Source organism: Aquicella lusitana (assembly GCF_902459475.1).
Classification (GTDB): domain Bacteria; phylum Pseudomonadota; class Gammaproteobacteria; order DSM-16500; family DSM-16500; genus Aquicella; species Aquicella lusitana.
This window is the reverse complement of sequence record NZ_LR699114.1, coordinates 1,367,867-1,392,042: the sequence shown is the minus strand read 5'-3', so window position 1 is coordinate 1,392,042 and position 24,176 is coordinate 1,367,867. Positions and strand designations below refer to the sequence as shown.

Annotated in this window: 23 protein-coding genes; 13 read left to right on the top strand and 10 right to left on the bottom strand. The window is 40.3% G+C overall.

Annotated elements, in window-relative coordinates:
• Positions 1-344 precede the first annotated feature (344 nt).
• From cyoA to cyoD, 4 genes are read left to right on the top strand one after another with little or no spacing between them, the layout of a single operon-like run.
• A complete protein-coding gene (cyoA, locus tag AQUSIP_RS06370; protein ID WP_197737838.1) occupies positions 345-1,220 on the top strand; it encodes a ubiquinol oxidase subunit II in 876 nt (291 codons plus the stop codon).
• A gap of 41 nt (positions 1,221-1,261) precedes the next feature.
• Positions 1,262-3,238: a cytochrome o ubiquinol oxidase subunit I gene (gene cyoB / locus AQUSIP_RS06365; RefSeq protein ID WP_114834429.1), complete on the top strand. Its 1,977-nt coding sequence runs from the start codon at positions 1,262-1,264 to the stop codon at positions 3,236-3,238.
• A 14-nt stretch (positions 3,239-3,252) separates the two neighbouring features.
• Complete coding sequence (gene cyoC / locus AQUSIP_RS06360) at positions 3,253-3,840, top strand: cytochrome o ubiquinol oxidase subunit III (protein WP_114834428.1); 588 nt, start codon at positions 3,253-3,255, stop codon at positions 3,838-3,840.
• 1 nt (position 3,841) lies between these two features.
• On the top strand, positions 3,842-4,174 hold the full coding sequence (cyoD, locus tag AQUSIP_RS06355; protein ID WP_197737837.1) for a cytochrome o ubiquinol oxidase subunit IV: 333 nt from the start codon (positions 3,842-3,844) through the stop codon (positions 4,172-4,174).
• A 6-nt stretch (positions 4,175-4,180) separates the two neighbouring features.
• Here the strand turns inward: cyoD and AQUSIP_RS06350 are convergent, their stop codons facing one another.
• From AQUSIP_RS06350 to AQUSIP_RS06330, 5 genes are all read right to left on the bottom strand, one after another.
• On the bottom strand, positions 4,181-5,857 hold the full coding sequence (locus AQUSIP_RS06350) for an Eco57I restriction-modification methylase domain-containing protein (protein ID WP_114834427.1): 1,677 nt from the start codon (positions 5,855-5,857) through the stop codon (positions 4,181-4,183).
• Between the two features lie 104 nt (positions 5,858-5,961).
• Positions 5,962-6,627: a hypothetical protein gene (locus tag AQUSIP_RS06345; protein ID WP_147277487.1), complete on the bottom strand. Its 666-nt coding sequence runs from the start codon at positions 6,625-6,627 to the stop codon at positions 5,962-5,964.
• A 311-nt stretch (positions 6,628-6,938) separates the two neighbouring features.
• Entirely contained in the window at positions 6,939-8,486 is a 1,548-nt protein-coding gene (locus AQUSIP_RS06340; protein ID WP_114834425.1) for a symporter, read from the bottom strand.
• Between the two features lie 208 nt (positions 8,487-8,694).
• A complete protein-coding gene (locus AQUSIP_RS06335) occupies positions 8,695-9,078 on the bottom strand; it encodes a hypothetical protein (RefSeq protein WP_114834424.1) in 384 nt (127 codons plus the stop codon).
• A 147-nt stretch (positions 9,079-9,225) separates the two neighbouring features.
• Complete coding sequence (locus AQUSIP_RS06330; protein WP_114834423.1) at positions 9,226-10,428, bottom strand: SGNH/GDSL hydrolase family protein; 1,203 nt, start codon at positions 10,426-10,428, stop codon at positions 9,226-9,228.
• 561 nt (positions 10,429-10,989) lie between these two features.
• On the opposite strand from AQUSIP_RS06330, the gene AQUSIP_RS06325 reads away from it, so the two are divergent.
• The 5 genes from AQUSIP_RS06325 to AQUSIP_RS06305 all read left to right on the top strand — a co-directional run bounded on the left by AQUSIP_RS06325 (position 10,990) and on the right by AQUSIP_RS06305 (position 13,652).
• Positions 10,990-11,181: a hypothetical protein gene (locus AQUSIP_RS06325; protein WP_114834422.1), complete on the top strand. Its 192-nt coding sequence runs from the start codon at positions 10,990-10,992 to the stop codon at positions 11,179-11,181.
• Positions 11,182-11,214: 33 nt separating this feature from the next.
• Positions 11,215-11,574 carry a hypothetical protein gene (locus tag AQUSIP_RS06320; RefSeq protein WP_114834421.1) on the top strand — a complete coding sequence of 120 codons (360 nt, stop codon included), beginning with the start codon at positions 11,215-11,217 and terminating at the stop codon, positions 11,572-11,574.
• A 4-nt stretch (positions 11,575-11,578) separates the two neighbouring features.
• Positions 11,579-12,109: a DUF488 domain-containing protein gene (locus tag AQUSIP_RS06315; protein WP_114834420.1), complete on the top strand. Its 531-nt coding sequence runs from the start codon at positions 11,579-11,581 to the stop codon at positions 12,107-12,109.
• 119 nt (positions 12,110-12,228) lie between these two features.
• On the top strand, positions 12,229-12,894 hold the full coding sequence (locus tag AQUSIP_RS06310; protein WP_114834419.1) for a hypothetical protein: 666 nt from the start codon (positions 12,229-12,231) through the stop codon (positions 12,892-12,894).
• Between the two features lie 2 nt (positions 12,895-12,896).
• On the top strand, positions 12,897-13,652 hold the full coding sequence (locus tag AQUSIP_RS06305; RefSeq protein ID WP_325048281.1) for a hypothetical protein: 756 nt from the start codon (positions 12,897-12,899) through the stop codon (positions 13,650-13,652).
• 11 nt (positions 13,653-13,663) lie between these two features.
• Here AQUSIP_RS06305 and AQUSIP_RS06300 read toward each other — a convergent pair whose 3' ends face one another.
• The 4 genes from AQUSIP_RS06300 to AQUSIP_RS06285 form a co-directional block, all read right to left on the bottom strand.
• Positions 13,664-15,079: a hypothetical protein gene (locus AQUSIP_RS06300; protein WP_114834417.1), complete on the bottom strand. Its 1,416-nt coding sequence runs from the start codon at positions 15,077-15,079 to the stop codon at positions 13,664-13,666.
• A gap of 285 nt (positions 15,080-15,364) precedes the next feature.
• Positions 15,365-16,231 (bottom strand): nucleoside phosphorylase, encoded by an 867-nt coding sequence (locus AQUSIP_RS06295; protein WP_114834416.1) that lies wholly within the window; start codon positions 16,229-16,231, stop codon positions 15,365-15,367.
• 89 nt (positions 16,232-16,320) lie between these two features.
• Positions 16,321-16,734, bottom strand: coding sequence for an acyl-CoA thioesterase (locus tag AQUSIP_RS06290; RefSeq protein ID WP_114834415.1), 414 nt, complete (start codon positions 16,732-16,734; stop codon positions 16,321-16,323).
• A gap of 87 nt (positions 16,735-16,821) precedes the next feature.
• Positions 16,822-18,057, bottom strand: coding sequence for an MgtC/SapB family protein (locus AQUSIP_RS06285; protein WP_114834414.1), 1,236 nt, complete (start codon positions 18,055-18,057; stop codon positions 16,822-16,824).
• A 224-nt stretch (positions 18,058-18,281) separates the two neighbouring features.
• Here AQUSIP_RS06285 and AQUSIP_RS06280 point away from each other — a divergent pair, with 224 nt between their 5' ends.
• From AQUSIP_RS06280 to ku, 3 genes are all read left to right on the top strand, one after another.
• Positions 18,282-18,686 carry a DUF3775 domain-containing protein gene (locus tag AQUSIP_RS06280; protein ID WP_114834413.1) on the top strand — a complete coding sequence of 135 codons (405 nt, stop codon included), beginning with the start codon at positions 18,282-18,284 and terminating at the stop codon, positions 18,684-18,686.
• An 8-nt stretch (positions 18,687-18,694) separates the two neighbouring features.
• Positions 18,695-18,979: a DUF3175 domain-containing protein gene (locus tag AQUSIP_RS06275; protein ID WP_114834412.1), complete on the top strand. Its 285-nt coding sequence runs from the start codon at positions 18,695-18,697 to the stop codon at positions 18,977-18,979.
• Between the two features lie 182 nt (positions 18,980-19,161).
• On the top strand, positions 19,162-20,007 hold the full coding sequence (gene ku, locus AQUSIP_RS06270) for a non-homologous end joining protein Ku (RefSeq protein ID WP_170131806.1): 846 nt from the start codon (positions 19,162-19,164) through the stop codon (positions 20,005-20,007).
• Between the two features lie 73 nt (positions 20,008-20,080).
• Here the strand turns inward: ku and ligD are convergent, their stop codons facing one another.
• A complete protein-coding gene (gene ligD / locus AQUSIP_RS06265) occupies positions 20,081-22,612 on the bottom strand; it encodes a DNA ligase D (protein WP_232058646.1) in 2,532 nt (843 codons plus the stop codon).
• Between the two features lie 152 nt (positions 22,613-22,764).
• On the opposite strand from ligD, the gene AQUSIP_RS06260 reads away from it, so the two are divergent.
• Positions 22,765-24,159 carry a M64 family metallopeptidase gene (locus AQUSIP_RS06260; RefSeq protein ID WP_232058645.1) on the top strand — a complete coding sequence of 465 codons (1,395 nt, stop codon included), beginning with the start codon at positions 22,765-22,767 and terminating at the stop codon, positions 24,157-24,159.
• Positions 24,160-24,176: the final 17 nt, after the last annotated feature.

Here is a 24,176-nt window from a genome sequence, read left to right as displayed (position 1 = left end):
ATATTAATTTGTTCCTTATTTTACCTAAATAAGCACCCTTATCAAATAAATTATCAATTTTCCATGATGTAGATCAATGTTTTATGTTCGGAAAATCGATAGGGTATGACCAAACTCAAAAGGCACCAGTTATCAAGCAGATAAATAACTAATTTGTTGAAAAATTAAAAAATTTTTTTAGCGCAAACACCCCGAGAGGTGGCGTTTAAATTTTATACGGGTTAAGACAAGGCGCTGACGATCAACACGAAATGGTTCACGTGAATGTAATAGTAACAAACAGTGAACAAAAATAGTCAGTGAATAGGTTGGACTCCGGCACAACAGGCAGAGGATAGAGCATAGTGAGTAAAAGTCGACACATTCTTTTAGGCATTCTTTTTTTCGTCGCAGCCTTATCGTTAAGTGGTTGCAAGTTTGCGCTCCTGGATCCTAAAGGGATCATAGCAGCAGATGAAAAAAATATTATGATCACTTCAGTTTGGCTGATGTCCATTGTGATCGTTCCTGTGATTATTCTGACTTTTGTTTTTGCCTGGCGGTATCGGGCGGGAAATACAAAAGCAAAGTATACCCCTGACTGGTCGCATAGCACGGTTTTGGAGCTCATATGGTGGTCTGTGCCTTGCATTATTATTGCGATACTCGCCACTATTACCTGGAAAAGCACGCACGAATTAGATCCGTACAAACCGCTCGCGGTTAACAATAGCAAACCCATTACCATCCAGGCCATTGCCCTCGAATGGAAATGGCTGTTCATTTATCCCGAGCAAAATATTGCGACGATCAATTTTGTTCAATTCCCCGCCGGTGTTCCCGTTACATTTCTTATCACAGCCGAAGGGCCCATGAATTCATTTCAAATCCCACAGCTTGCTGGGCAAATTTATGCGATGGCGGGGATGCAAACGAAGCTCAACTTGATTGCAAATGCCGAGGGCGATTATGCGGGCATCTCCGCTAACTTCAGCGGAGATGGCTTCGCGGGCATGAAATTTACTGCTCGCGCCAGCTCGCAAGCGCAATTTGATCAATGGGTCAAATCGGTGAAACAGTCTCCCGATAAACTGACAATGGCTGCTTACCATCGTCTGGTACAACCTAGCGAAAATAACAGAATTCAGCAGTTTTCAGCGGCGAATAGCAAGATATTTGAAATGGCGATCATGAAATCCATGATGCCTATGTCCATGAAGGATATGGCAAGCGCCGAATAGAACAGATCCCATTAAAAAATAAATTGATTAGGTAAAAAAACATGCTTGAAAAGCTCATATTTGGAAATTTAACACTGCAAGCGATTCCCTATCAAAACCCCATCATCATGGGTGCTGGTGTGTTTATGGGTCTAGTAATAGCAGCCATTGTAGGTGCTGTGTTTTATTTCAAAAAATGGAAATGGTTATGGTCGGAATGGATCACGACTGTCGATCATAAAAAAATCGGCATTATGTATATTATCCTCGCGATTGTCATGCTTCTTCGCGGCTTGACGGATGCGTTGATGATGCGTTTGCAGCAAGTGATGGCGGTAGGCGATTCAATGGGTTATTTACCTCCTGAACATTATAACCAGATATTTACTGCACATGGCGTTATCATGATCTTTTTCATGGCCATGCCGTTTATGTTCGGCTTGATCAATCTGGTTTTGCCATTGCAGATTGGCGCACGAGATGTCGCATTTCCCTTCTTGAATTCATTAAGCTTTTGGCTCGCTGTTGTAGGTGCAATGTTGGTGAATATTTCGTTGATTGTGGGGGATTTTGCCGCAACAGGCTGGCTTGCCTATCCACCTCTTTCGGAGCTTGCCTACAGCCCAACAGTAGGTGTGGATTATTATATTTGGGCATTGCAAATTTCCGGTATTGGAACGTTGTTGTCAGGAATTAATTTTGTTGTGACCATTTTCAAAATGCGCTGCCCGGGCATGACATTAATGAAAATGCCAATTTTCACTTGGACTGCGCTTTGTTCCATGATTCTCGTCATTCTCGCGTTCCCTGTTTTAACGGTCACCTTAGGCATGCTGTTTTTGGACCGCTATTTTGGCATGCATTTCTTTACCGCTGATTTTGGCGGCAATGCGATGATGTATATCAATATGATATGGATTTGGGGTCATCCCGAAGTTTATATTCTTATCTTGCCCGCGTTTGGCATCTATTCTGAAGTAGTCGCTACCTTTTCCAAAAAATATCTGTTTGGTTACGCTACCATGGTGTGGGCAACAGCATGTATCACCATTTTGGCGTTTAGTGTATGGCTGCACCATTTCTTTACCATGGGAGCCGGATCAAATGTAAATGCGTTTTTTGGCATCGCCACAATGATTATTTCGGTGCCTACAGGTGTGAAAGTCTTTAACTGGTTATTTACCATGTACAGAGGACGCATCACCTTTACTACTCCAATGTTGTGGACAATCGGATTTATCACGACTTTTGTGGTAGGTGGAATGACAGGCGTTCTCATGGCCGTCCCTGCTGTTGACTATCAGGTGCATAACAGCTTATTCCTCATCGCTCACTTTCATAATGCAATTATTGGCGGTGTCGTATTTGGCTATCTGGCAGGATTGACCTATTGGTTTCCCAAAGCATTTGGCTTTAAGCTAAATGAAACCTTGGGTAAATACGCTTTTTGGTGCTGGATAATTGGATTTTACATTGCTTTCATGCCCTTATATTTGCTGGGCCTGATGGGGATGACAAGACGGTTAAGCCATTATGATGCTTCAACAGGGTGGCAGCCCTATCTCATTGTCGCTGGCATTGGCGCATTAATTATTGTCTGCGGCGTTGTGTTCCAGGTTTTACAATTAGTGGTGAGCATTAAAAACCGTGAACAATATAAAGACCTCACGGGCGACCCCTGGGATGGCAGAACATTGGAATGGTCTATTCCATCACCTGCACCATTTTATAATTTCGCGACGACGCCTGTAGTGAATAGCCGTGATGCATTTTGGGAAGCCAAGCGTCAGGGATTAAATCAGGGTGCAGCAAATCCGTCTTACCATGATATTCATATGCCAAAAAACACGGGAACCGGCTTTATTATCGCCATGTGTTGCGGTGTATTTGGCTTTGCCATTATCTGGCACATCACTTGGCTCACGATAGCTGGATTGGTGGGTGCGATTGTTACCATGATTATGCGTTCATTCAGCATGGATACAGATTATTATTTGAAAGCGGCCGAAGTAGAAAGGTTAGAGACACAAAAAGCGTAAAGAAGGGTATTACTATGGCACACAGCTTAACTTACCATCATCACAATACGGATGAAATGGATATTTTTGGTTTCTGGATTTATATCCTGACCGACTGCATTTTATTTGCGAGTATTTTCGCCACGTATGCAGTACTGCAAACCAGCGTCTACGGCGGTCCTACCATCAAGGAGCTAGTGAATATACCTTATATTCTGATTGAAACCATGACCCTGCTGGCGAGCAGCTTTACTTATGGGCTTGCCATCCTGGCTCTTTATAAAAATAAACCAAGTAAAGTGATAGGCTGGCTTGCCATTACCTTTCTATTCGGCGCATTATTCGTTGGCATGGAAGTAAGTGAATTTGCCAACCTGTATAATGAGGGCCATACCTGGCAAAGCAGCGCTGCTCTATCGGCATTTTTTACGCTCGTTGGTACCCATGGGCTTCATGTGACAATCGGCTTATTATGGATGCTAGTGCTCATGGTGCAGCTTTTAAAATTTGGCCTGACAGATGTCATGAGGAAAAGACTCACCTATTTAGGCTTATTCTGGGCGTTTTTGGATATTATCTGGATCTTTGTGTTTACTATCGTGTACTTAATGGGAGCGATCTAGTATGTCACATCAGCATGAAAAAATGATGGGTCAGGCAAGCGGTCAGAAAACACTTTCAGGTTATATAACCGGGTTGGCGCTATCAATTATACTGACGCTGTTGGCGTTTGGCATTGTCGAAAAACGATTATTGAGTGATGCCAATCTTTACATCGCGCTGACAGTGTTAGCCGTGGCACAATTATTTGTACAATCGATTTGCTTTCTCCGCTTAAATTGTAGCACAGAAGGCAGATGGAATTTATTCCCGTTTATATTTACCGTTCTGATTATTGCGATTATAGTCGGCGGATCTTTATGGATTATGTATAATTTAAATATCAACATGAGCTAATGTGCGTTAGGGTTCGATATCGTTCAAGTTAAAAGCAGCCAAAACAAGCTGATTTATTTTGGTTTCCTGATTTTTTGGCTGCTTGATAGGATCATGATGTAACGATTTAGCCAATTCAATGAGTTCCCTTGCGCACCTGGTTGACGGATCCGGAATAGGAAACTGCTCAACATACTGTGTGATGAACCTACGTCTATTTGAATAAAGTTTATTATGAAATTTAATGTCATAAAACTTTTCAATAAAAGTTGAATTAGCAACGGCTGCTGCAAGCCATAATATATCCTCTGAAAATGTGTCATTATCACGAGTCATCCAATAGCAATCGCCATTAACAACCGTTTTTTCCGTGTCTATCCAAAATAAGGGCTTTTCCGAAATATCTTTAAAGATCAATTTAGTTCGCTGCCAGGCGTCGGGATCCTGAGGGACCCAGATTTCGTACCATTTACGACGGCTGTTGTGTATGTATGTTCTGCTGGAAAGCGTTTTATAATGGGTTTGCAAGTATATTTTAGTAAGCGGAAATTGCTCCAGGTCGATTACCTTCCGTACTCCATTGTCAGTATAGTGTGTATAAAGGATGGATTTAAGCGGTAATGGCGTTCTTCTGAACCGGCCAGCGACATGGTGAGTGGTGAGCGGCAACAATAGCTCAGGTTCATAGCCGATCGCTTTTTTCCAATCACTGTTAATAAACACAGAATCCGCCGTTGTTTTAACTCCCACCCGAATCTTGCCTATATCCTTGAAGGTGGCCCATGTATGTTTATTCACCTTAGCAAGCCATTTTTCACTTTCCGGTTCATGAAGACGCCAAACTTCGCTCGAGTCTTTATCGAAAGTTAATGTTCCGTGACGTACAAGATAGGTTTTCTGGTTTTTGCATTTAACCACGCCTGAATGGTTCAATGCGTCAACAGGATGGGCGACAACATCCTTCTGTTCGTTTTCCGGATGGTTACCTTTGTATTCATAAATCGAAGTGAAAAAACCCGCTGTTTCGGCTGTGCTTATCCTGGGCGTTAATAGCATCACTGCAGGTAATACTGCGGCACCAAAGAGTTTTGTATCGCCCAAGTCCCATAATTGTTTTATGGCATATTGCTCCATCAGGGTTTTCCTGAGGGCATTACAGCTTTTAGTGGTCATGAAGCGATTGGAAATAATAACGCCTGCGATAGCATCCGGTTTTAGTAGGGGTTGAATGGCTGCCAGGAATGCATGATAAATATCGATTTGCCCTTTTAAGCCAAACTTGGCTCCTAGCTGTTTTATTTTTTCCTGCCCGAGTGTCTGTGTCCTAACATAAGGAGGATTGGCGATCAATATATCAAAAAGGGGGAGGTTCATTGTTTTGTGAAAGCAGGTATCAAGAAAATCAGTATTAAAAAGCCGCAAATGAACGCCAGGAAAGGTGTTGGCGATCCGGGCGCAAGCCAGGTCTAATGCCTGGCCATTGATATCGAATCCATATACTTCTATCTGGCCGGCATAGTTTTTCAATATGCCCAGCAGGCTCAGGATCAATTCTCCATCGCCGATAGCGGGATCAATGATTTTAAGCTGTTTGCTGCCCGCCAAGTTAATATGTTTAAGCGTGTTTTTAGCGACAAAATCTGCTAATAGTCTGGGCGTAAAATAAGCTCCCGTACGCTTTTGACTATGACGTTTATCTAGCATATGTCATCCAATACTTGAAATTATCCATGATGACATGGCAGATCACTTTTCTTAATGGTTGGAAGTCAATGCAAATTTTTTTTTCGTCGTGCATTTTTCTATCCCTAGCGCCGTGGCGTGATCTTGTTATAACTGGCTTCCAGCCTGCCGATGCCCTGATTCAAGTGGTTAATACAGTTCTGAATTAATTTTTTGAAGTCAATGGGTTTGGCAGAATGAAATAGATTCTGAATAGTATGTGGAAGTGATCTTTCTTCATTAAATTTTTTCGAATAGTGCATATTCAACATTACATCAGCTAGCGATTCAATGGAGTCATTATCGGGATTTTCGGCGGCCGTTTCCTCAATAAAAATAAATTTATTTAAATTATTTCTCAGGTTTTGCAAATCATGGTCATTAACAGGACCGCTTAATTCCACCGCCACCTTGGGTCCATAGGGTCCCAGGTAACTGCTTGCTTCTTGCAAATCCTCACCCTTAAACAATGAGTAACTTACTATGTTTTCATCTGCAAGGAACTTTAGTATTTCATTTAGCATGACAGTTAATGTGCTAAGAAGGATAAAAAAACGTTTTTTTTCCTGGTCGCTATTAAGAGAATGGTTTATTTTCAATAAGAAGTGTATGTGCTCAAGTGCAGTCTTTGCTTCCTTATCGCTATTTAGATCGAGTCGACGTTGACGAATATAGTTGAAATAAAATTCGTTACATTTAGCTTTTATTACAGGTTCGGTTGCTTGCTTGAACCTGGTAGCCGTTAATCGCATTTGTTTCAGCCCCTCAAGGTCTAAAAAGCCAAATAGATAGCAAAGTACATCATAAGGTATGTTGGCAAACGCGTTCTTATTTGAATGAGGAGAGGGCGCACTTCTTTGGCTCCAAAAATAGAAAAGGCGGTTGAGCATATATTTTATTACCTTTAAAAATTACCTGCTTGGGTATAATCTGTTGAAAGAAAATAAACTAATTTTAATAAGTGCAAATGCGTACTTTAACACATCGTCATAGGGATATTAAATACGCTTAACGGAGAGGCGAATAAATACGGATGGCGCTGATGTGGGCGCCATGATCCAGTTTATATAACGGATTTTTTTTCGACTTGCTTATCGCTTTTAGAGCAGGCAAATTCCATTTTAGTTTTACGCTCATCAGGTGAAAAAAAGGTGAGATTTTTTGTCTTCGAACCTGTCCCGTAGCAGGTAATATGAAAATCACTGGGATTGCGTCCAAAGGAGACAACATGCTTGATTAAATTAACCGTTGCATGATTGCCAAAGGTCTCCTTATAAAGGTCAGCCGCAGTTTTCTTTACATCGGGGCAGTACTCTTTTAATAGCTGTTCAGCGTATTCCCTGTTTATTTTTCCCCACAGTGAAAGTATTTCATCAGCTTGCTTGAAAGTAAATTTGCTTTGGAAAAGTGGATTATGCTTGGTCTGATTATTGAAGAACAAGCTGCCCACTAAAAAGAGAGATATTACTCGGCTCTCCTTAAAATAGTTTGATTCGGCCTTTAAAACAGAAGGCAATAACAGTTTAAGAGGCAGGAGTATGGCATCCAGGTTGGCGACCACAAAGTAAGCATTCCAGGTATTGTATAAATCGCGCCACACTTTATGCATGACAAGCTCGTCGACTTTCTTTAATTGATTATTAACAATTAAGTCTGGCATCAACGGGTAGGAATGATCTTCATTCAGTTGTATGCCTTCAGGTAATATTGCAGGTACAAGTTTAAGCCTGTTTATATATTGCTGAGTAGATACATCTTGCAAGTGTTCCATGATAGTGATAAGGCCAAAGCCTGCGATCGCATTGTCAATTCCACCTTTCTTGCTAGCTTCATGCGTGGCATCCTCCCATGCAGCTTCTAATATATTAAGACATAATCCCCGCGCGGATGTGTCGGAAGGTTTGCCTATGACGCCGGGTGAAATGCTGGCATTAATACCTCTGAGCTGAAATTCACTAATGAACGTCTCAACATCTTCCTTAGTTTCTTCTTTATCAGCCGTGGATTTGTGAAACGCAACATTCGTCATTGCAGGATCAACCGAGATCATCTTTAATCTTTCAAAAAGCGTTGCCTGCTTTGGGGCGCCAAACAAAAAGTTAGCAACCGGATTACCGGGTTGGAACGAACCCCAAATGAAATTAACCAGTTGATTGTTGGGCTGAAAGGAAGCCCGCTGATTTGACATGAATTGATAAATCTCTTTAGCCAAAGTAGTGCTGTTGGCCATTGTAATGTTAAATGCTTCTAGCAAAAACAATAAATTAATTTGTAATTGGAATGTTCCAGCGGCAGATTCAAGTTCTTCATCACTGATTAATTGCAAAATATGAATGTTACCCAGTAATTTACATAACGGCTTATTTTCTAGAATGGAGGATTTTAATTTTTTTAAAAATTCAGTTGCGTCCATTGGTTCCGTTTTTATTTTTTGAATAAAAACAGCAAAATCTTTATCAGAAAAATTAATGCTTTCTAACTTGAATTCGATTAAAATTTGCGAGATTAATTTGGGATCAGTTCGTTGAGAAATAACTTTTTCGACCCTGCTTAAGAATGCCTCAGCTGCTTGTAAGTTATATGAGCTATCTAAGTGAGTTCTCTTCAGCATCTCTCTATTTCCTCAGTGATTTTTTAATACGGTGAATATGATGCTTTTGAAGCCATTCATATTTTTTTCAGATATCATCAAGTCGGCAATTAATGCTTGCTAATGTATCCTATTGACAATAAATTTTGTTTAAGTAAACCTTAAATGACGAATTAGGATGCTAATCACCTGATTTTTAGCGTTTTTATTTTAGTTACTTCGGCAATTTTTAGTCCGGCTTAAAATAATCCTGGTTAAACACCATATAAAGAAGAACGCAAAAATTGATAGTGATCAGGGGGACGATCATTACCTCGATTAAGTAATGACCTCTAAAGGCCGCATTATAAGACATTACTACGGATATCACCCCAAACAAAATGACGCCATACGCTAATGTTAAACCAAATTTTTTCTTGTAAATAAGCCCAATGCTTGCAATTAGAGTGAATGTAAAATAAAAATATCCCAATATGGGAGTCAGGATAAACCAGGCATTTGAAATAATATCCGGCTGGCTTTTTACCCATAATACATACAGCCAGTTCATGAATACTTGTAAGATAAATACAAGCAGCACAGTGACTGGACGTACTTGGATGTTTTTAGTCATATGATGAGCTCTTATTCTATTGATTTATTTTAACATGTGAGACCGACTGAATTTGTTTTATTAAAAATCAATGAATTAGACTAACTGTGTCACCGTCTATCTTCGAGGCACTGGCGGCACAGTTAGTAAGATACATAAAAGTAGGCATCATTTTTTTATAATTCGCTTAGCTAATTTTGCATTATTGTCAGAGTAATCCTCCTTATTTTGAGTTTGTGCGCTGAATAAGTTGGATTGACTTGTTGAGCGCTGGCGCAGCTTTGCATGTGCTCTATGCAGTCCATATGGTGGCGGTGGAAGAAAATTAAATTTGTTTCTGTATAATTCACAAAATTTATAAGCTAGCAGTGCATGAACATCAGCGGTAGGATGCACATCATCCCAAAACATATATCCTTTGGCTGGGGACGTGCCGTTCGGTAATATTTTAAAATCAGCCGATTTTGTGTATGCCAGGTTTTTTTTGGCCTTTTCTAGATAATACTTTTCCGGGTGATGATACATGTTTGTAAATTCCTTGTTGGCATCGAAAATATCAATTGAGCAATAAGGATACTGTTCTTTAAGATTTTTGCATGCTAATTCAAGTTGATTATTGAAATAATAAGAGCATGCTCTGGCATTTTCACGTTCCGGATCTTCCTTATTTTGATAGCGAGGCGTTAATGAAAGATCAGGTAAGTTAAATAAAACAAAATGTCGATAACCATTTTTGATTAATTCAGTTAAATTTTTAATTCTGGCTTTAATAGCTCGATCTACTTCTGGTTTGGAAGGTTTTTCATTAACGGTAATGAGATCATTCGCGCCTGACCATTCGATGATTAATGTGTGTGCTTTCTGTTTTTTGGACAAATGATGTGACTGATCATAAGCAAACAGTTCTTTGCGTTTTTTTTCTAAGGTAGACAGTATTAAGCGGCTAAAAAATCGGCTGATGCTTTTGCTGGGCCACCAGCTGTAATCATACGCGGTTAGACCGCCCTCGCTATAGGTTCTAACGAAATTTTGCCCGTTATAGTCTGCTGACTTATCGTTTTTTAAATCATAAAAATTATTAACAGCGGGATAGATACTAGCATCATGTGTGATGATAGCGTCTGCTAAATCAGCGGCATCCATCGACTTTTCTCTGCTAATTTTTTTGAGGCTAAATTCATTAGCAAGTGCCGCGATTAAATGATCGCTCCAGGGCAGACCATTAGTGAAGCTGTCACCTGGCGATAGACCGCGTAGACCGCTTAACAAACTCATGGGGATACAGCCGAATAGATATCTGTTATTGAGGGTTCCACGATCAGTAAGGCTGTCACCTATCATCGCGATATAGAAAATTGGCGTTGGTTCCATGGTGGCTTCTCCTTTTGCTAATTTCTCCCAGATTCACCTACATTATGGGTAAGGGCTCCTTAAGGAAAAGTTAAATGGTTGAGCCAAAAATTGGCATTAAGTAGATTTATAAAGAATATTCAAGGGGTTAATTAAGTTAATTTTATAAGTGGATTGGCGATGGAGGTGCTATAATAAACAATGTAGGTATTGATTTAGGAGTATGCAAGATGAAAAAATTAAAGGCTCGTGCGCTCAAACAACAATCAACTTTAATCAAATTAAGCGGATACCTGCTCGTAGCATCGCTCATCCTGATGATGTTATAGCGCTTACTGCTTATAAAAAAACTCAGCTTATTAGCTGAGTTTTTTATTTGTAGAGCTAGTAGGCAGTTTTAAAATAACTTGTATCTTTTTCCTCTCATGCTTTCTCTTTTGATGCCTCTATTGACCTTAATCTGATATTGATTAATGATAAAATGGTCTTTAAAACTGGACTTTGGCGATTTTTGACAAAGGATGCTGATTCTAAAGAAGTGGATGTCATCCTGAGAGCGTTTTTTGCTCGAAGGATCTCTAAATGTACAATAGCAGATCCTTCGCTGCGCTCAGGATGACAGAGGTGGTTCAGAATGACAAACTGGGTTCGAACGATAAACTGAGTTCGAATGATAAACTGAGTTCGAATGATAAACTGAGTTCGAATGATAAACTGAGTTCGAATGATAAACTGAGTTCGAATGACATCTTCATGAATACCTGTCAGACATAGCCAAAATCCAGTAAAAGGAATTGGGCAAAAAAAATGATGGAACTTTCGAAATTGATTCTAATTGTCATATTAAGCCTGCTTCTTGCTGGCTGTGGCGAGCTTTTTTACTGCAAAAATCCTAGCAATGTCTCACTGGTTGAATGGCTGCCTTGTTCTAATTGTGAATACAGGGGGACCGTTCAACCTAATTTGTGCCCGGATGGCACTTACTCGCATAAGTTGCAATGCGCCGCCGCGCAGCAAGGCGCAAATGTCGTATTGCTAAAAAGAATAGGAAAAGATGCCATGAACCCTAGTTTTCCTATTTATCGTTGTCCCCGAAGTCATGTGCCTGTAGCGATAAAAAACGATAAAACCGATGTGAGTAATAACTGTTGCGCAGTGGTTAATTAGCTCTATGCCAACAGTTTATACGATAGGCCATTCCAATCAATTATTTTCAGCTTTTCTTGAAAAGCTTGAGGCACATGGGATTACCCATGTGGTTGACGTGCGTACTATTCCCAAATCGCGCCATGTTCCATGGAGTAATCAAAAGCCATTAATATCTGCATTACAAAAGAAAAAAATTGCTTATACCCATATGCCAGAGCTGGGAGGTTTGCGCCACCCGCACTCAAACTCAATTAACGAGGGCTGGAGAAATGCCAGTTTTCGTGGGTTTGCTGACTATATGCAGACGTCGGCGTTTTATCAGGCGCTTAAAAAACTTAATCAAATAATTAAAAAAGGCAAGACAGTCATTATGTGCGCCGAGGCTCTTCCATGGCGCTGCCACCGTTCTTTAATTGCAGATGCTGAAGTGATTAGGAATATCAAAGTCTTGCATATTATGGGTGCGACGTCAGTAAAAGAACACGATTTGACAGACTTTGCCCGTGTAGATAGATCAAAAAGGCCATTCAAAGTCTATTATCCCTCTCCCTAGGCAGTCGAAATAACCGTTATTTTTTATAAATTCTTAATAAATCAATTAGATAATCATTAAAATGAATCAATCACTATTAAGTTTATTTCTCCTATACTAAATAAAAAAGGAGGTAAAAAATGCCAAAAAACAAAGAAGAATTAGTCAAACGCAATGTGGCCAGTCAATTTGCTAACGATACCCAGCTTTGGCAGGAAATGCTAAATGATCCAAACCAGGCTGCCCAAGCGGCAGTCATGGAGCGGGTTTTTATGTTGATGCAATCCGGTGGAATGCAAATTAGCGCTGATGGCAAAACCTTTTCTAACCCGGATCCTCGCATCCCCGTGGAATCCTATTTAAGTCACGGCAACCGTGTTCTGATAGAAATTCCTCCGCTAGGAAAAACACAACAAAACCCACATAAACTCTGGAACTGGTTAACTACCGGTAATCCACAAGAGCGAGATTTAGTAAATCATAATATGTCTACGGCAAAATCATCCGATGCCATGCGTACGGAAAAACCAGGTGCCATTTTTTTTAACCGTTCAGGTTCTACGCATGATTTTGAAGTTGTTGACGGGCATGTGAAAGAAACCAAGCTTAAATGGTACAACCCGCTGAATTGGGGTAAATTTATTCGTAACAAATTTTCAGGCACCAGTCCTAATTGGGGCATGAATATTGCCTTAGGTGTTAAAACCGAAAAGGATCCTGAAACGGGTAAGATCACTGGATTGGATGGCACTGCTGGGCATATGCTGTTTTTCTATCAACCTCCAACAGAAAAAAACCTGGTGTGATTATGATTGGTGGCGAATCCTGCGAATATGGCAAAACAAGTGTGCATGGACATGATCACAATTTTAAAGGGCATGCCAGTGATATATCAAATGCCGGCGGCTTAAAATGGGCGGACAAAGCCTTTCAAAGGCAATTGGAACAAGTGGATATAAAGACGCCTCAAAAATTAGGGGGCATTCGCATTGTGGCGGATTCAAATGTGGAAACAGTGATGGAACGCTACCAGTACCTTGGTCCAGTTGTCAAACTGGGCTGGCCCGCAGAGGCTAAACAAATGAGGCAGGAGGTATCAAAGCAAGCTCAAACACTTAGTTCCACAGCTAACAATTTAAGTAAATTTGCCGAGCTAAAACACGGTGTGAACGCTGGTCTGAAGCAAATCAAAACCATGGTAAAAAAAGCCACCACCATCAGGGAAAGGGCGATGGGGAAAAGATTGGCTGAATTAAAAGATAAAGAAGATGACCTCCTAAGAACCAAAAATGCATTGGCAGATCGATTAGCAGAGGGGAAGCTGCCGCAATCCCATGAAATGGAAGCATTCAGACAAAAACTTAATGCGTTTTCAAAAGAAATTAAAGCATTCAAGAAACAATATGAATCACTTTTGATTAAATCCAATAGCTATGCAAAGTACAATGCAATGGATACAACGGTACTGGTTGTTCAAAATTTTATAGCTGATTGCTATAAAAAAATGTCTGCACCGAACAATGAGCCTAGCGCAGAGCTTCCATCCAAAAAAGCGGCAGTTTAAGTAAATACGCTTTATCGAGCTTGTATTTCACCTACTTTTACATCAAACGGCAATCGATACAGTCCGCGTTCAAGTCCGTAATTGAGGCGGTTGATAATGGAAGTCGGGTAATCCAGTGATAAGTAATCATCTTTTGAACGGTAATAAGCGCCCACAAAGGCAAACCCTTCAACGTTCCTGTACATTTTGCTTACGGCTTCGTCTATGGATTTTCCTGCACCTGTTATGATAGCGAGATTCCAGTCCGAACCAACTGTAACCAGTTTTCCACGCTGGTTTTTGCGCACGTCCCACAGCCATAAATCTTTCTCAATTTCAGGACGGTAATCAATAGTCATATTGGCTGCTACCTGCTCGGTTTCTTCATCACGATTGAGGTTAAATATTCGAACAGATGTTGCCACTGTGCCCAGTGAAAATGGTGATTCCTTGCGTACGATTTTTTCAAAAAACTGAGTCACCGAACCCAATAAAGCCAATTCAGTAAAAAAGGAATTATAACCCGGCCTGTTTGGGCAAAATTCGCCAAAATACATTTTACCATCGCGTTTGTTAATCAAAATCGATGCATCCCAGATAAATAAACCTTTATGTTGTTTGGCCATTTCATCAATGATCGGCGGAAAACATATTTTGTTGATGCGGTCTTCCATCAGGGTAGGAAATACCAAATCCTCAGCGCACCCAGTTTGGATAGAGATATTGCCGCTGCCAAAGGATTTATTTTCCAAGTCAATCGTGGTCGCCAGTGGAACGCCGTCATAATACATTTTTTCGGGTGTAAGCTCGATGATAGAGGGAATAAACAATTCGAGGATAAAGCCTAATCTCTCGTATTCGTACGGAAAATTACTTAACATTTCAATAACCTGAGTCTTGGCACGCATGGCATCGTTCATCGTGGGAACAAATGTTCTGGCATGATCATGCTTTCCCTTCAATACCCATACTTCATGGGTATCTCTCAGAAAGTTGATGGCATCAGAAACTTTAGAAAATTCTCTGACTTCAGGTGTGTAGAGTTTCTGGTAATGTGTCTTGACAAATTCCTTTGCGCGATCGCGGTCAATCTCAAACAAGTAATCTTCTTTGGTAGGAAAAATGCCATGAAATCCTAAGTCACGCACTTTATCAGCCCAGCGAAACAAATTATTTTCTTCAAAAAAAATAAAATATTCCTGCGGATTTTTAACCTGTCTCAACTGCTCAACTACCCGTTCGGCAGGCTGCAGTTTGACCATATTTTTAAATAACCGCATACGTCGTTCACGGTTAAAATCACTCTCGGTGGCTTTTTTGACTTCTTCTTCCATTACGTAGTCTTTTATATTCTCTATCTGGCCTACTGTAACGTCATTGCCTTCCTGCTGGAGTTTATAGGCAATAGGGAGGCTCAATCCGCTATAAGTAATAAAGACGTATTTCATGTCTATTTCTCTTCATCTTCATCAAATGAGTTGATGAGTCGTGCCTCAAATACAAAGCTTATTAAATGATTATATATCATAATTTGGATAAGATGGTTTGGGAGTGAGATGAATGTTAAAGCAGGCTTATCTGCATTGAAATTGTCTTCTTTACGGGTGTATTTTTACTGCCACAATAGCCCTATTGACTGACAGATTTTGCTCATTTTTTTAAATATTTTACTCTGTACACGACAAAACTTCTAACCGTAATGCCAGCAAATGGAGGCACTTTGAAGCAATCAATCATAAAGTGGAGAGGTTGTTTTCATCCATTTCCGCCAGCAACCTGATAGTTTCCAGCGCCAGATTTGTCATATTGGTGATGGTTTTTGCGGATTGCGCAGCAGTGGCAAAAGGATCGGTAGAATGAGCAGGATCGGCAACAATACTTAAAATGGCACCGCATAATACGCGAAATGCCGGCCCATTGCCTTTTTGCATAAGCTGATAATTATACAGTTGAGAAAGAATAAATAATGCCGAAGTTTCCATTTCAGATGCAAGCACGCCGCATTTGGTAAGTAAGTTGATATAATTTTTATTGATTTGATTTTTGGGGCCTTCACCAAATTCACGGGCATAGAATGAGCTTTTACAATGAACGAGGCCAGTGTGCAAATACCCTGCTAAGCCAAGCAATTTTGCAGCTTCCAAAATTGCTGTTATACACTCAGGAGAGGCGTTGGCAGGAAAACCGGCAGGCACATAATCGTCGGTTGTGTCTTCATCGCGTACAGCAGCTTGTGCATTAACAAGGTCGCCCAACTTGACTAGATTAGGCTGCAATGAGCCCGCCGTGCCCAGGCGAAGAAAGCGTTTTCCACCAAGGTGAAAGAGTTCATGAAGAATAATTTCCATACTAGGACATCCCATCCCGCTTGAAACGGCAGCGACAGCGATAGGCTTTTTTTTATGTACAATTGTGCCTAAATATAAATTATGACCCCGATCATGCGATTTAATCGTGAGTTGATCAAACTGCTTCGAAATTTCTTTTGCTCGTCCATCGGAACCGGGCAGCAGAATATAACGTCCTATACCATTGTTGCCAGCCAGGTCATCGGCGCTGGCATTGAGATGGTAAGGTTTATATTCGTTATTTTTAATCATAGGCTCTGATATTTCTGATAATCGCTTGGTTTATTCTTTTATTTTTGCATAAAACAATGAATTTGAAAACAAAGTTGAATGTATCTTTTTTATTGGGAAAATGCTATGCCAACGGCATACAACCACTCGGGCGTAGGCATAACTAATTTGCGTTCATGCATATTGAAAAGCCCAATCACTAATTCGGCGACACAGCAAATATCGCTGCCCCGAACAATTTTTTGAGATAGTTTGCCAATCTTTTTTTCATAAGAAATCATTTGGGTTTCAATCACAGCTTTTTCGCGCAAACAAAGTTCTTTTAAAAAAGACAATTTAATTTCAAGTATGGTTGGCCCTAAACCTGTTTCTTGAATTTTAGTTAATCCGTAACCATTTTGGGTGATTAAATCCCACCGAGCTTCTTCCAGTATGGTTAGATAAGCCGCATTATTAACATGTCCAAATGTGTCCAAATAAGTTTCTTTGATGACAAGGGGGTAGCTAAAAAGTTTGAATGCCATGGGTCTTTTTTCCTCAAATGCGTTTATTGTACCTGCTCTGAAGGTGCATGTCCTAGCGTTTGTTAGCGTATCAGTGCGGATGGTTTTTTAAACTGCTACCCAATAAACGATGCCGCCGCTTGCTAAGATGACAAGCAGAAAAAGAGTGAGCCAGAAAGCAAAATGGCGAGGAGTGAGTCCCCATAATAGAATAAATTTAGAGACAAAGCTGGCTAATAGCGCTAAAGCGAGCATGCTGGCCGCTTGATGAATATTGAGCTGATTTTCAAGATAAAATAGTGCGGCGGCAAACGAAATACCATGAAATTCAAAAAGGCCGGCTAAAAAAGCCGCGTAAAATATCCCTGTAATACTTGAATAGCGTTTTATGATGGCAATAAAAAATAAAATTAACATGATCAATGCAGCTGAGCGAAATATAGAATTATAATTGAGCGGCACGAGTGTGACAGAAGGAGATCGTTGACTGTTTTTGGAATAGCGTAGTAACAATAATGCGATAGTAAGGCTGACGATGATCATGGTGAAAAGTGGCCAGGCAATAAATACCAATAGACCGGGAGCAGCGACAAGTAATATAACAACAAGTTCAATTAACATAGCAATAACGGCAAAAAGAGCTGAGGCCATGGTGGCCATAGCGAAACGCGATTCCTTTAACACGTCTCCTAATGTTGCAAAGACAGCTGTACTTGAAACCAATCCACCCAGAAACCCAAGTATGGCCTGCCCCATGTTTTGTCCGAACAATCGGATAGCGAGATACCCAGCAAATTGCATTGAAGCAATGAGGGTGATGAGGATGGCAAAATTTCTGGGATTAAAAAATTGCCAGGGATCAATAGTGCGATTGGGTAGCACAGGTATGACGCCCAAGGCAAAGATCATCAAGATAATAATCGTTTCAATTTCCTGGGGTTTGAGCGTCTTGCGCGAAAAAAAATGTAAGCGTTTGCGTTCCATCAATACTAATAAGATAACCGCACTGACAGTGATCGCGGTGAGTGGAAAAGAAGGAACCATATAACCTAATGCAAATACGATGCCTGCGGCAAGTTCGGTTGTAATACCAATGTCAATCCTCCGTTTAACATTTTCAGTAGATCGAAAATAGCTAAGCAAAATAATCCCAACTGCTAAGAAACAAAGAGGAACGGTCACTGCAGGGTTGTCAATGGTTGCAGCCATGGTCCCCAGCAACGAAAATAAAATCAGCGTGCGTACACCTATCGCCTGGGTCCCTTCAGGGTGGCTGCGTTCACGTTCTATGCCGAGTAGCAGTCCAATGAGAAAGGATATGGCAAACCAAATAAGAGGCTCCATATTCTCGGTAATGCTCCTTAAAAATTTGTCTTATAATTAAATTATATCTGATGAAGATAAATATAAGTGAGTATTTATAGAGCGGTTAATCTGGGCGATAAAAAAGATGATATGATTAACTTGATAAATTTGGTTTATTTCGATATGCAGTTCAAAGAGCGATATATGATTTAAAAATAATCAATGGTATTGGTCTGTTGACATTGTACAGTGAGGAGTAGACGATGCTGAATACGAATGTATTGAATATAAATCCTGAAACAGTTTGCTTTATTATATTAAAAGCCAAAGAATTCCAGGCCAAGGAAGAAGTGACGTTTAACGAAAAAATTCCTGATTCAGAATATGAATATGACTGGTCACAAATCCTGGCTGATCACGAAGACGACCTCACTTATCTTGAAGTCAAAAAAGTAATTGAAGATTTGGAGCCTGATCAACAGGTTGATTTACTGACGTTGATGTATATAGGCAGAGGCGATTTCGACCCGAACGAATGGAGCGCAGCGCACAAGGAAGCAAAGAATAATTTGGCGCCTAATTTGACGGGTTATTTATTATCAAAGCCCTTGATCGCCGGTTATTTGGAAAAAGGTTTAGAGGCTTTGGGCTATACCTGTCAAGAGTGAAGTTACCCATGCCAAAAGCAACTAAACAAAAATGGTCTAAAAAAGTGACTGAGCACAGTCGGGCGCTTATGCTGGAAGAGGGGATATTTACGTGGCAAGATCCCAAAAAAATCGCGAAATCACTAAAGAAATCAGCGATGGAAAGTACTGCCAAAAAAAGTACGTCTTATCAGTCAGCAATGTCAATGCTCAATTTTTATATTAATCGTGCTGGCAAGAACCTGCCTAAAAAGCAGAAAACTATTTTGGAAAATGCCAAACAAGAGTTGCGTCACCTTTTTAACAAAAATTAATGCACTGCATGCTTCTTGACGTTGGCTTAAGTGGACCCATGTCTTAACACACTGAAAAACTTGTAAAATTGGTTTGTCCAAAGCAAGCAATGCGAGTGAGCTTAATATTAATTATCTAATAATACGCTATGATTTAATTAAACCAGCAAACGCAGCTGTGATTATTATACATGGAGGGTGGTATGCCTAATGCAATCTGGAAGGGGCACATTTCATTTGGCTTAGTAAGCGTTCCTATCGTCCTCTATTCATCTGAAGATAAAAGCGCCAGCATTTCTTTCAGGCAAATTGATAAGCGCAATAATGCACGCATTAAACACGTGCGTATAAACGCTGAAACAGGCGAAGAAGTTCCTTGGGAAGATGTGGTGAAGGGGTATGAATATGATAAAGATAAAATCATCGTCTTAGATAACGAAGAACTTGAGAAATTAGCAGGCGAAAATGCACAAACCATCGCTATTGAATCATTTGTAGACAGGAAAAACCTTGAATTTGTCATGATTGATAAAACCTATTACCTTGTGCCAGATAAAAATGGCGAAAAAGGGTATGTCATTTTACGTGAAGCGCTGCTTGATACGGATAAAATTGGTATTGCAAAAGTGATTATCAGTACAAAGGAATATTTGGCTGCGGTCGCTGTCTATAAAAATGCGTTAGTGATTTATACATTAAAATATGATGACGAAATTCGTAAATTATCGGAATTTCCTATCCCATCAGCAGAGACAAAAAAATACAAGATCAGCAAAAAAGAAATGGATATAGCTAAGCAACTGGTACAATCCATGGCGTCAAAGTGGAAGCCGGAGGAGTATAAAGATGAATATAAAGAAGCGGTTGATAAATTAATTGAAAGGAAAATGCGTAAGCTCCCGGTTAAAGCAATGAAAAAACGAGGCGAAGCCACTGCTACGGCGACCAATGTGATTGACTTTGTGAGTTTATTAAAAAAGAGCCTTGCGTCCAAAAAAGCCGCTAAAAACGATAAAAAATATAAAACACAGCGAAAACGTAAGGCTTAGGTAGTGTTTAAATAACTGTGTTATGCCCACGAAGATTCCGGCCTCATTCACTTATCCTAAGTATATTAGTTTGCTATTCCAATTCATCTAAATGAAGTGATTGGTGTAATTTTAAAAAATTTTTCCACGGATCTTTGCGCAAGGATTGCAAGTGCGCTGGCAGCGTTTTTAATGTATAAATTGTATCTTTTCGGTCTGCGGTTAAATGATCCCAGTCAAGTGGCACTGCGACAGGTGCATGTTTTCGCGCACGTGTTGAATAAGGCGCAATCGCTGTTGCGCCCCGTTGATTCCGCAAATAGTCTATAAATATTTTGCCCTTTCGTTTTGCCTTGCCCATTTTACTGATATAGTTCATGGGGTCATTCATTACCATAAAATCAGCGAATACTTGGGAGAAAGTTTTCACTTCCTCCCACGAATATTCAGGTTTGATTGGGATGACAATATGCAAACCTTTACCACCCGTGGCTTTTACAAAGCACTTTAACTTGAATTTGGACAGATGTTCCTTTATTTCAAAAGCAGCCGCGACTACCCTTTTCCAGGGGACATCGGGAGCAGGATCCAGATCAAAGGTGATAATATCCGGATATTCAATATCGTCGACTTTGCATCCCCAGGGGTGAATTTCTAGCGCGCCCAATTGAACCAATGTTAGCAATCCCTGCTTGTCTTTAATATAGAAATGTTTTTCTTTTCCTTTTTTCTCTTTTATGATGACTTCATAAAGTGAAGGCGGCACACCGGATGGCAGATGTTTTTGATAAAAACAATCACGATAATTGTCCGGGCAGCGAACCAATGTAAGCGGGCGATTAATGATATGAGGCAGCATCCACTCGCTAATCTGGTCATAATAGTCAGCTAAATCTTGCTTAGTAATTTTATCTTCCTGATAGAGAATTTTATTAGGATTGGTTAGCTTAAATGTTTTTTGGGTGTTTTTTTCCGCTGTTGCTTGCTGGCTGGGCGAAAGATTGTCAATGATCAACTCTGGCTCAATTGTGATTTCGCGTGCAGGTTTATCAGATCGCAAGCCTTTAAACCTTGGTTGGCGAAGCAATCCATCCTCCGTCCATTCAGTGAATTCAATTTCTGCGATCAGAACGGGTTTGACCCAGGTCGCATTTTTACTTTCCGGAGGTCTTTTTTTAAAAGGCATCTCCTTTGTTTTATATTTAACAAGCAGGTCATGGATTGTTTTTAATGATGACTGCGTAAATCCTGTGCCTACGTTGCCATGGAAGATCAGCTCATGACGTTTGTTATAAGCGCCCAAAAAGAGCGAGCCAAAATACTGACGATGGCCTTGCGGTGCCTTAAAGCCGCCAATGATAAATTCCTGGCGTTTAAGACATTTAATTTTCAGCCAGTTCCTACTCCTTTTTTGCAAATAAGGGCTGTTAGCTTCTTTTGAAACAATGCCTTCTAGCGCCAATTCACAACTCTTTTTAAATACTTCTTTCCCGGATCCAACAATATGATCGTTATAACGCAGAATGTCACCTTCCGCTGATGGCACGAGTAGATGCAACATTTTTTTTCGTTTAATCAGTGGCAACGCGCTAAGATCATATTTATTAATATAAGCAAGATCGAACAGATAATAGATAAACGGTTTATTTTGATCTTTAATCGCATTTTGCAATAATTGGAAATTAGTATGCTGATTTTCATCAAGCACAGCTATTTCACCATCGAGAATCGCATTTTCTATCGGTAATTGTCTAACGGCATCAGCTACCATTTTGAATTTATTAGTCCAGTCTTTATGGTTGCGAGTGAATAGTTGAACGCGATCGCCTTTCTTATAAGCAAGGATGCGATAACCATCCAATTTGATTTCATGGAGCCATTGCTTTCCTGTTGGAGGCTGATCAACGAGTGTAGCAAGTTGTGGTGAAATCATTTTTGGCATGGGAGCCGATTTTAATTTTGACAGTAATTTATTTATAGCGGACTTGGCCGGTTGCTTGTGCTGGCAAGTTTTTTTGGTGAGGGTATTTTTTCTTGCGGTACTTTGGCTTTCGGCTATCTCATTAATCGTTTTCTGGGTGAGGACGCTATTCGGTTTTTCAGTTAGGACATCATATTGTTTCAGTGGTTTCGCGTATTTGTCTTTCTTTTTAATTAATAACCATGTTTTGTCATCTTGATAAATGCGAAGCAGTTTCCATTGTCCATTTAATTTTTTGCCTTCAAGCGTAAAATTCAAGTCACCTTTCTGGTATGCCAAAGCGGAATCCTTGTCATTAGGAATCCAACGACCTCGATCCCATAACATAACAGTGCCTCCGCCATATTGTCCTTTGGGAATAATACCTTCGAAGCTGCCATATTCAATGGGGTGATCTTCAACATGGACCGCCAGCCGTTTAATGGCGGGATCCAGGCAAGGGCCTTTTGGAATGGCCCAGCTAACTAACACGCCGTCTAATTCAAGTCGAAAATCATAATGCAAATGGCTGGCCGCATGCTTTTGTATTACATATAGCCGTTTTTTGCCGCGAGAAATTTTTCCAAAAGGTTCGGTTGTTTTTTTAAAATTTCTTTTTGAGCGATATTTTTTTAGTTTCATGCGACCAAAATAAGTTAATTGCATTGATTAAGTTATTATACCGATTTTTATATTTAAAGTTCTGTAAGCATTCGCTTACATTTTATTTTGTGTATAGGCTTTAAGCCAGTAAATTGCTTTCCTAGCCATAAACAATCCTTTAACATACGGCTTTTAATAAAATACAGGGAGATTGTATGCAAGTTTTATTGAAAATGATTTTCAGTTTTATCCTATTGTTCCATCTACCTGCTTTTGCGAATCCATATTGGGATCCGCAGCGTGTGCCTAAAGATGAAAATTACCTGAGTTCCAGCTTAAAGCTGCCGGATAGCGGCAAATTGCGACGAGTGACTAATGATGCTGCTATTGATGCGCTGCGAATACAAGTGGATTGGCATGAAAATGATGAACATTATGAAGTCAGTAAAATGATTGTAGAACCATCGGGCACATCAGCATTGTTAGCACGCAGCAAACAGAAACCACGGTGGGGTAGTTATCTGGGTATTTTAAAAGATAAGCAATCTGGCCGGGCTATTTTTTATGACGCTATCGGAACGGGTAAGGAATATCGAAAACTTGTGCGGGCGATCAGTTTGCGTTTTCCTGTTCCGCATGAAGATATGATCTTTGAATTGTTTGCCGAAAATCCTCAAACGGGTGTGATGGAAAGGGTAGTCTCCCGGCCTGTGTATGCTGCGCAATTACCCAGACTGCAACAAAACAGGGATGAGGAGTTGGAAATTCGAGAGATTGCTGTTGCGAGCCGAACCCCAGCGTTGCGAGTCAACATTTATGCTGAAGGTTATTTGAAAAACGAGAAGCAGGTATTTTGGCAACATGCCATGAAAACCGTGCAGGCACTGCAAAAAGAAAAATTTCCTGGTGTTGAATACATGAGTTTCTACGGTGTTTTTCATCCGTCAAACCGTAAACTGGGCAATCCACAAAATTTAGGAATACCTGTTCCCGAATATGATTCCTATTTGGGGTTATATTATCCCTATTGGGATAATTTTGGCCGTTGGTACCATATTGTGTACCCTACGCGAGAAGATAAATTCCGCCAGGGTCTCGCGGCTGCTGCTTATGATTATCCTATTGTTCTTATCAACAATAGTGGATATTGGGGTGTAGGCAACTACATGTCCCTTACTGCCATACCGGGAGCGAACACGTACTATTTTATCTATCTTTTATTGCACGAATTCGGCCACTTTTTTGGCTTAAATGAGGAATATGAAGGGGGCGGTCGCACGGAACTGGAATTTGCACCCGGGATTAACGAGCCTTGGTCACAGAACATAACTTTTCTCACTGAGCCAAGTTATGAAAATTTGAAATGGAAGTCCTTTGTAGATGGCCGTACCAAATTGCCTACACCTGATTCTGTATGGAAATCATCTCCGCCCGTGTATGGTGCATACAGAGGAGGCTATGCTGATTCATTGAGCACAAAAGGGCGCAGCCACAAGCCCGGCTTTGATTGTGTTATGGAATCCCATGCGCGCTTCTGTGATATCTGTCAAAATGCAATTCAGCAGGTAGTCAAGCAGGGGCTTGGGATGAACAGCAATCCACTTTCCTAATAAAGTGATGTTGGATT

Coding starts and splice junctions, on each gene's coding strand:
- cyoB (WP_114834429.1), top strand. CDS start 1,262: ATGCTTGAAAAGCTCATATTTGGAAATTTAACACTGCAAGCGATTCCC.
- cyoC (WP_114834428.1), top strand. CDS start 3,253: ATGGCACACAGCTTAACTTACCATCATCACAATACGGATGAAATGGAT.
- cyoD (WP_197737837.1), top strand. CDS start 3,842: ATGTCACATCAGCATGAAAAAATGATGGGTCAGGCAAGCGGTCAGAAA.
- AQUSIP_RS06350 (WP_114834427.1), bottom strand. CDS start 5,857: ATGCTAGATAAACGTCATAGTCAAAAGCGTACGGGAGCTTATTTTACG.
- AQUSIP_RS06345 (WP_147277487.1), bottom strand. CDS start 6,627: ATGCGATTAACGGCTACCAGGTTCAAGCAAGCAACCGAACCTGTAATA.
- AQUSIP_RS06340 (WP_114834425.1), bottom strand. CDS start 8,486: ATGCTGAAGAGAACTCACTTAGATAGCTCATATAACTTACAAGCAGCT.
- AQUSIP_RS06335 (WP_114834424.1), bottom strand. CDS start 9,078: ATGACTAAAAACATCCAAGTACGTCCAGTCACTGTGCTGCTTGTATTT.
- AQUSIP_RS06330 (WP_114834423.1), bottom strand. CDS start 10,428: ATGGAACCAACGCCAATTTTCTATATCGCGATGATAGGTGACAGCCTT.
- AQUSIP_RS06325 (WP_114834422.1), top strand. CDS start 10,990: ATGTACAATAGCAGATCCTTCGCTGCGCTCAGGATGACAGAGGTGGTT.
- AQUSIP_RS06320 (WP_114834421.1), top strand. CDS start 11,215: ATGATGGAACTTTCGAAATTGATTCTAATTGTCATATTAAGCCTGCTT.
- AQUSIP_RS06315 (WP_114834420.1), top strand. CDS start 11,579: ATGCCAACAGTTTATACGATAGGCCATTCCAATCAATTATTTTCAGCT.
- AQUSIP_RS06310 (WP_114834419.1), top strand. CDS start 12,229: ATGCCAAAAAACAAAGAAGAATTAGTCAAACGCAATGTGGCCAGTCAA.
- AQUSIP_RS06305 (WP_325048281.1), top strand. CDS start 12,897: ATGATTGGTGGCGAATCCTGCGAATATGGCAAAACAAGTGTGCATGGA.
- AQUSIP_RS06300 (WP_114834417.1), bottom strand. CDS start 15,079: ATGAAATACGTCTTTATTACTTATAGCGGATTGAGCCTCCCTATTGCC.
- AQUSIP_RS06295 (WP_114834416.1), bottom strand. CDS start 16,231: ATGATTAAAAATAACGAATATAAACCTTACCATCTCAATGCCAGCGCC.
- AQUSIP_RS06290 (WP_114834415.1), bottom strand. CDS start 16,734: ATGGCATTCAAACTTTTTAGCTACCCCCTTGTCATCAAAGAAACTTAT.
- AQUSIP_RS06285 (WP_114834414.1), bottom strand. CDS start 18,057: ATGGAGCCTCTTATTTGGTTTGCCATATCCTTTCTCATTGGACTGCTA.
- AQUSIP_RS06280 (WP_114834413.1), top strand. CDS start 18,282: ATGCTGAATACGAATGTATTGAATATAAATCCTGAAACAGTTTGCTTT.
- AQUSIP_RS06275 (WP_114834412.1), top strand. CDS start 18,695: ATGCCAAAAGCAACTAAACAAAAATGGTCTAAAAAAGTGACTGAGCAC.
- ku (WP_170131806.1), top strand. CDS start 19,162: ATGCCTAATGCAATCTGGAAGGGGCACATTTCATTTGGCTTAGTAAGC.
- ligD (WP_232058646.1), bottom strand. CDS start 22,612: ATGCAATTAACTTATTTTGGTCGCATGAAACTAAAAAAATATCGCTCA.
- AQUSIP_RS06260 (WP_232058645.1), top strand. CDS start 22,765: ATGCAAGTTTTATTGAAAATGATTTTCAGTTTTATCCTATTGTTCCAT.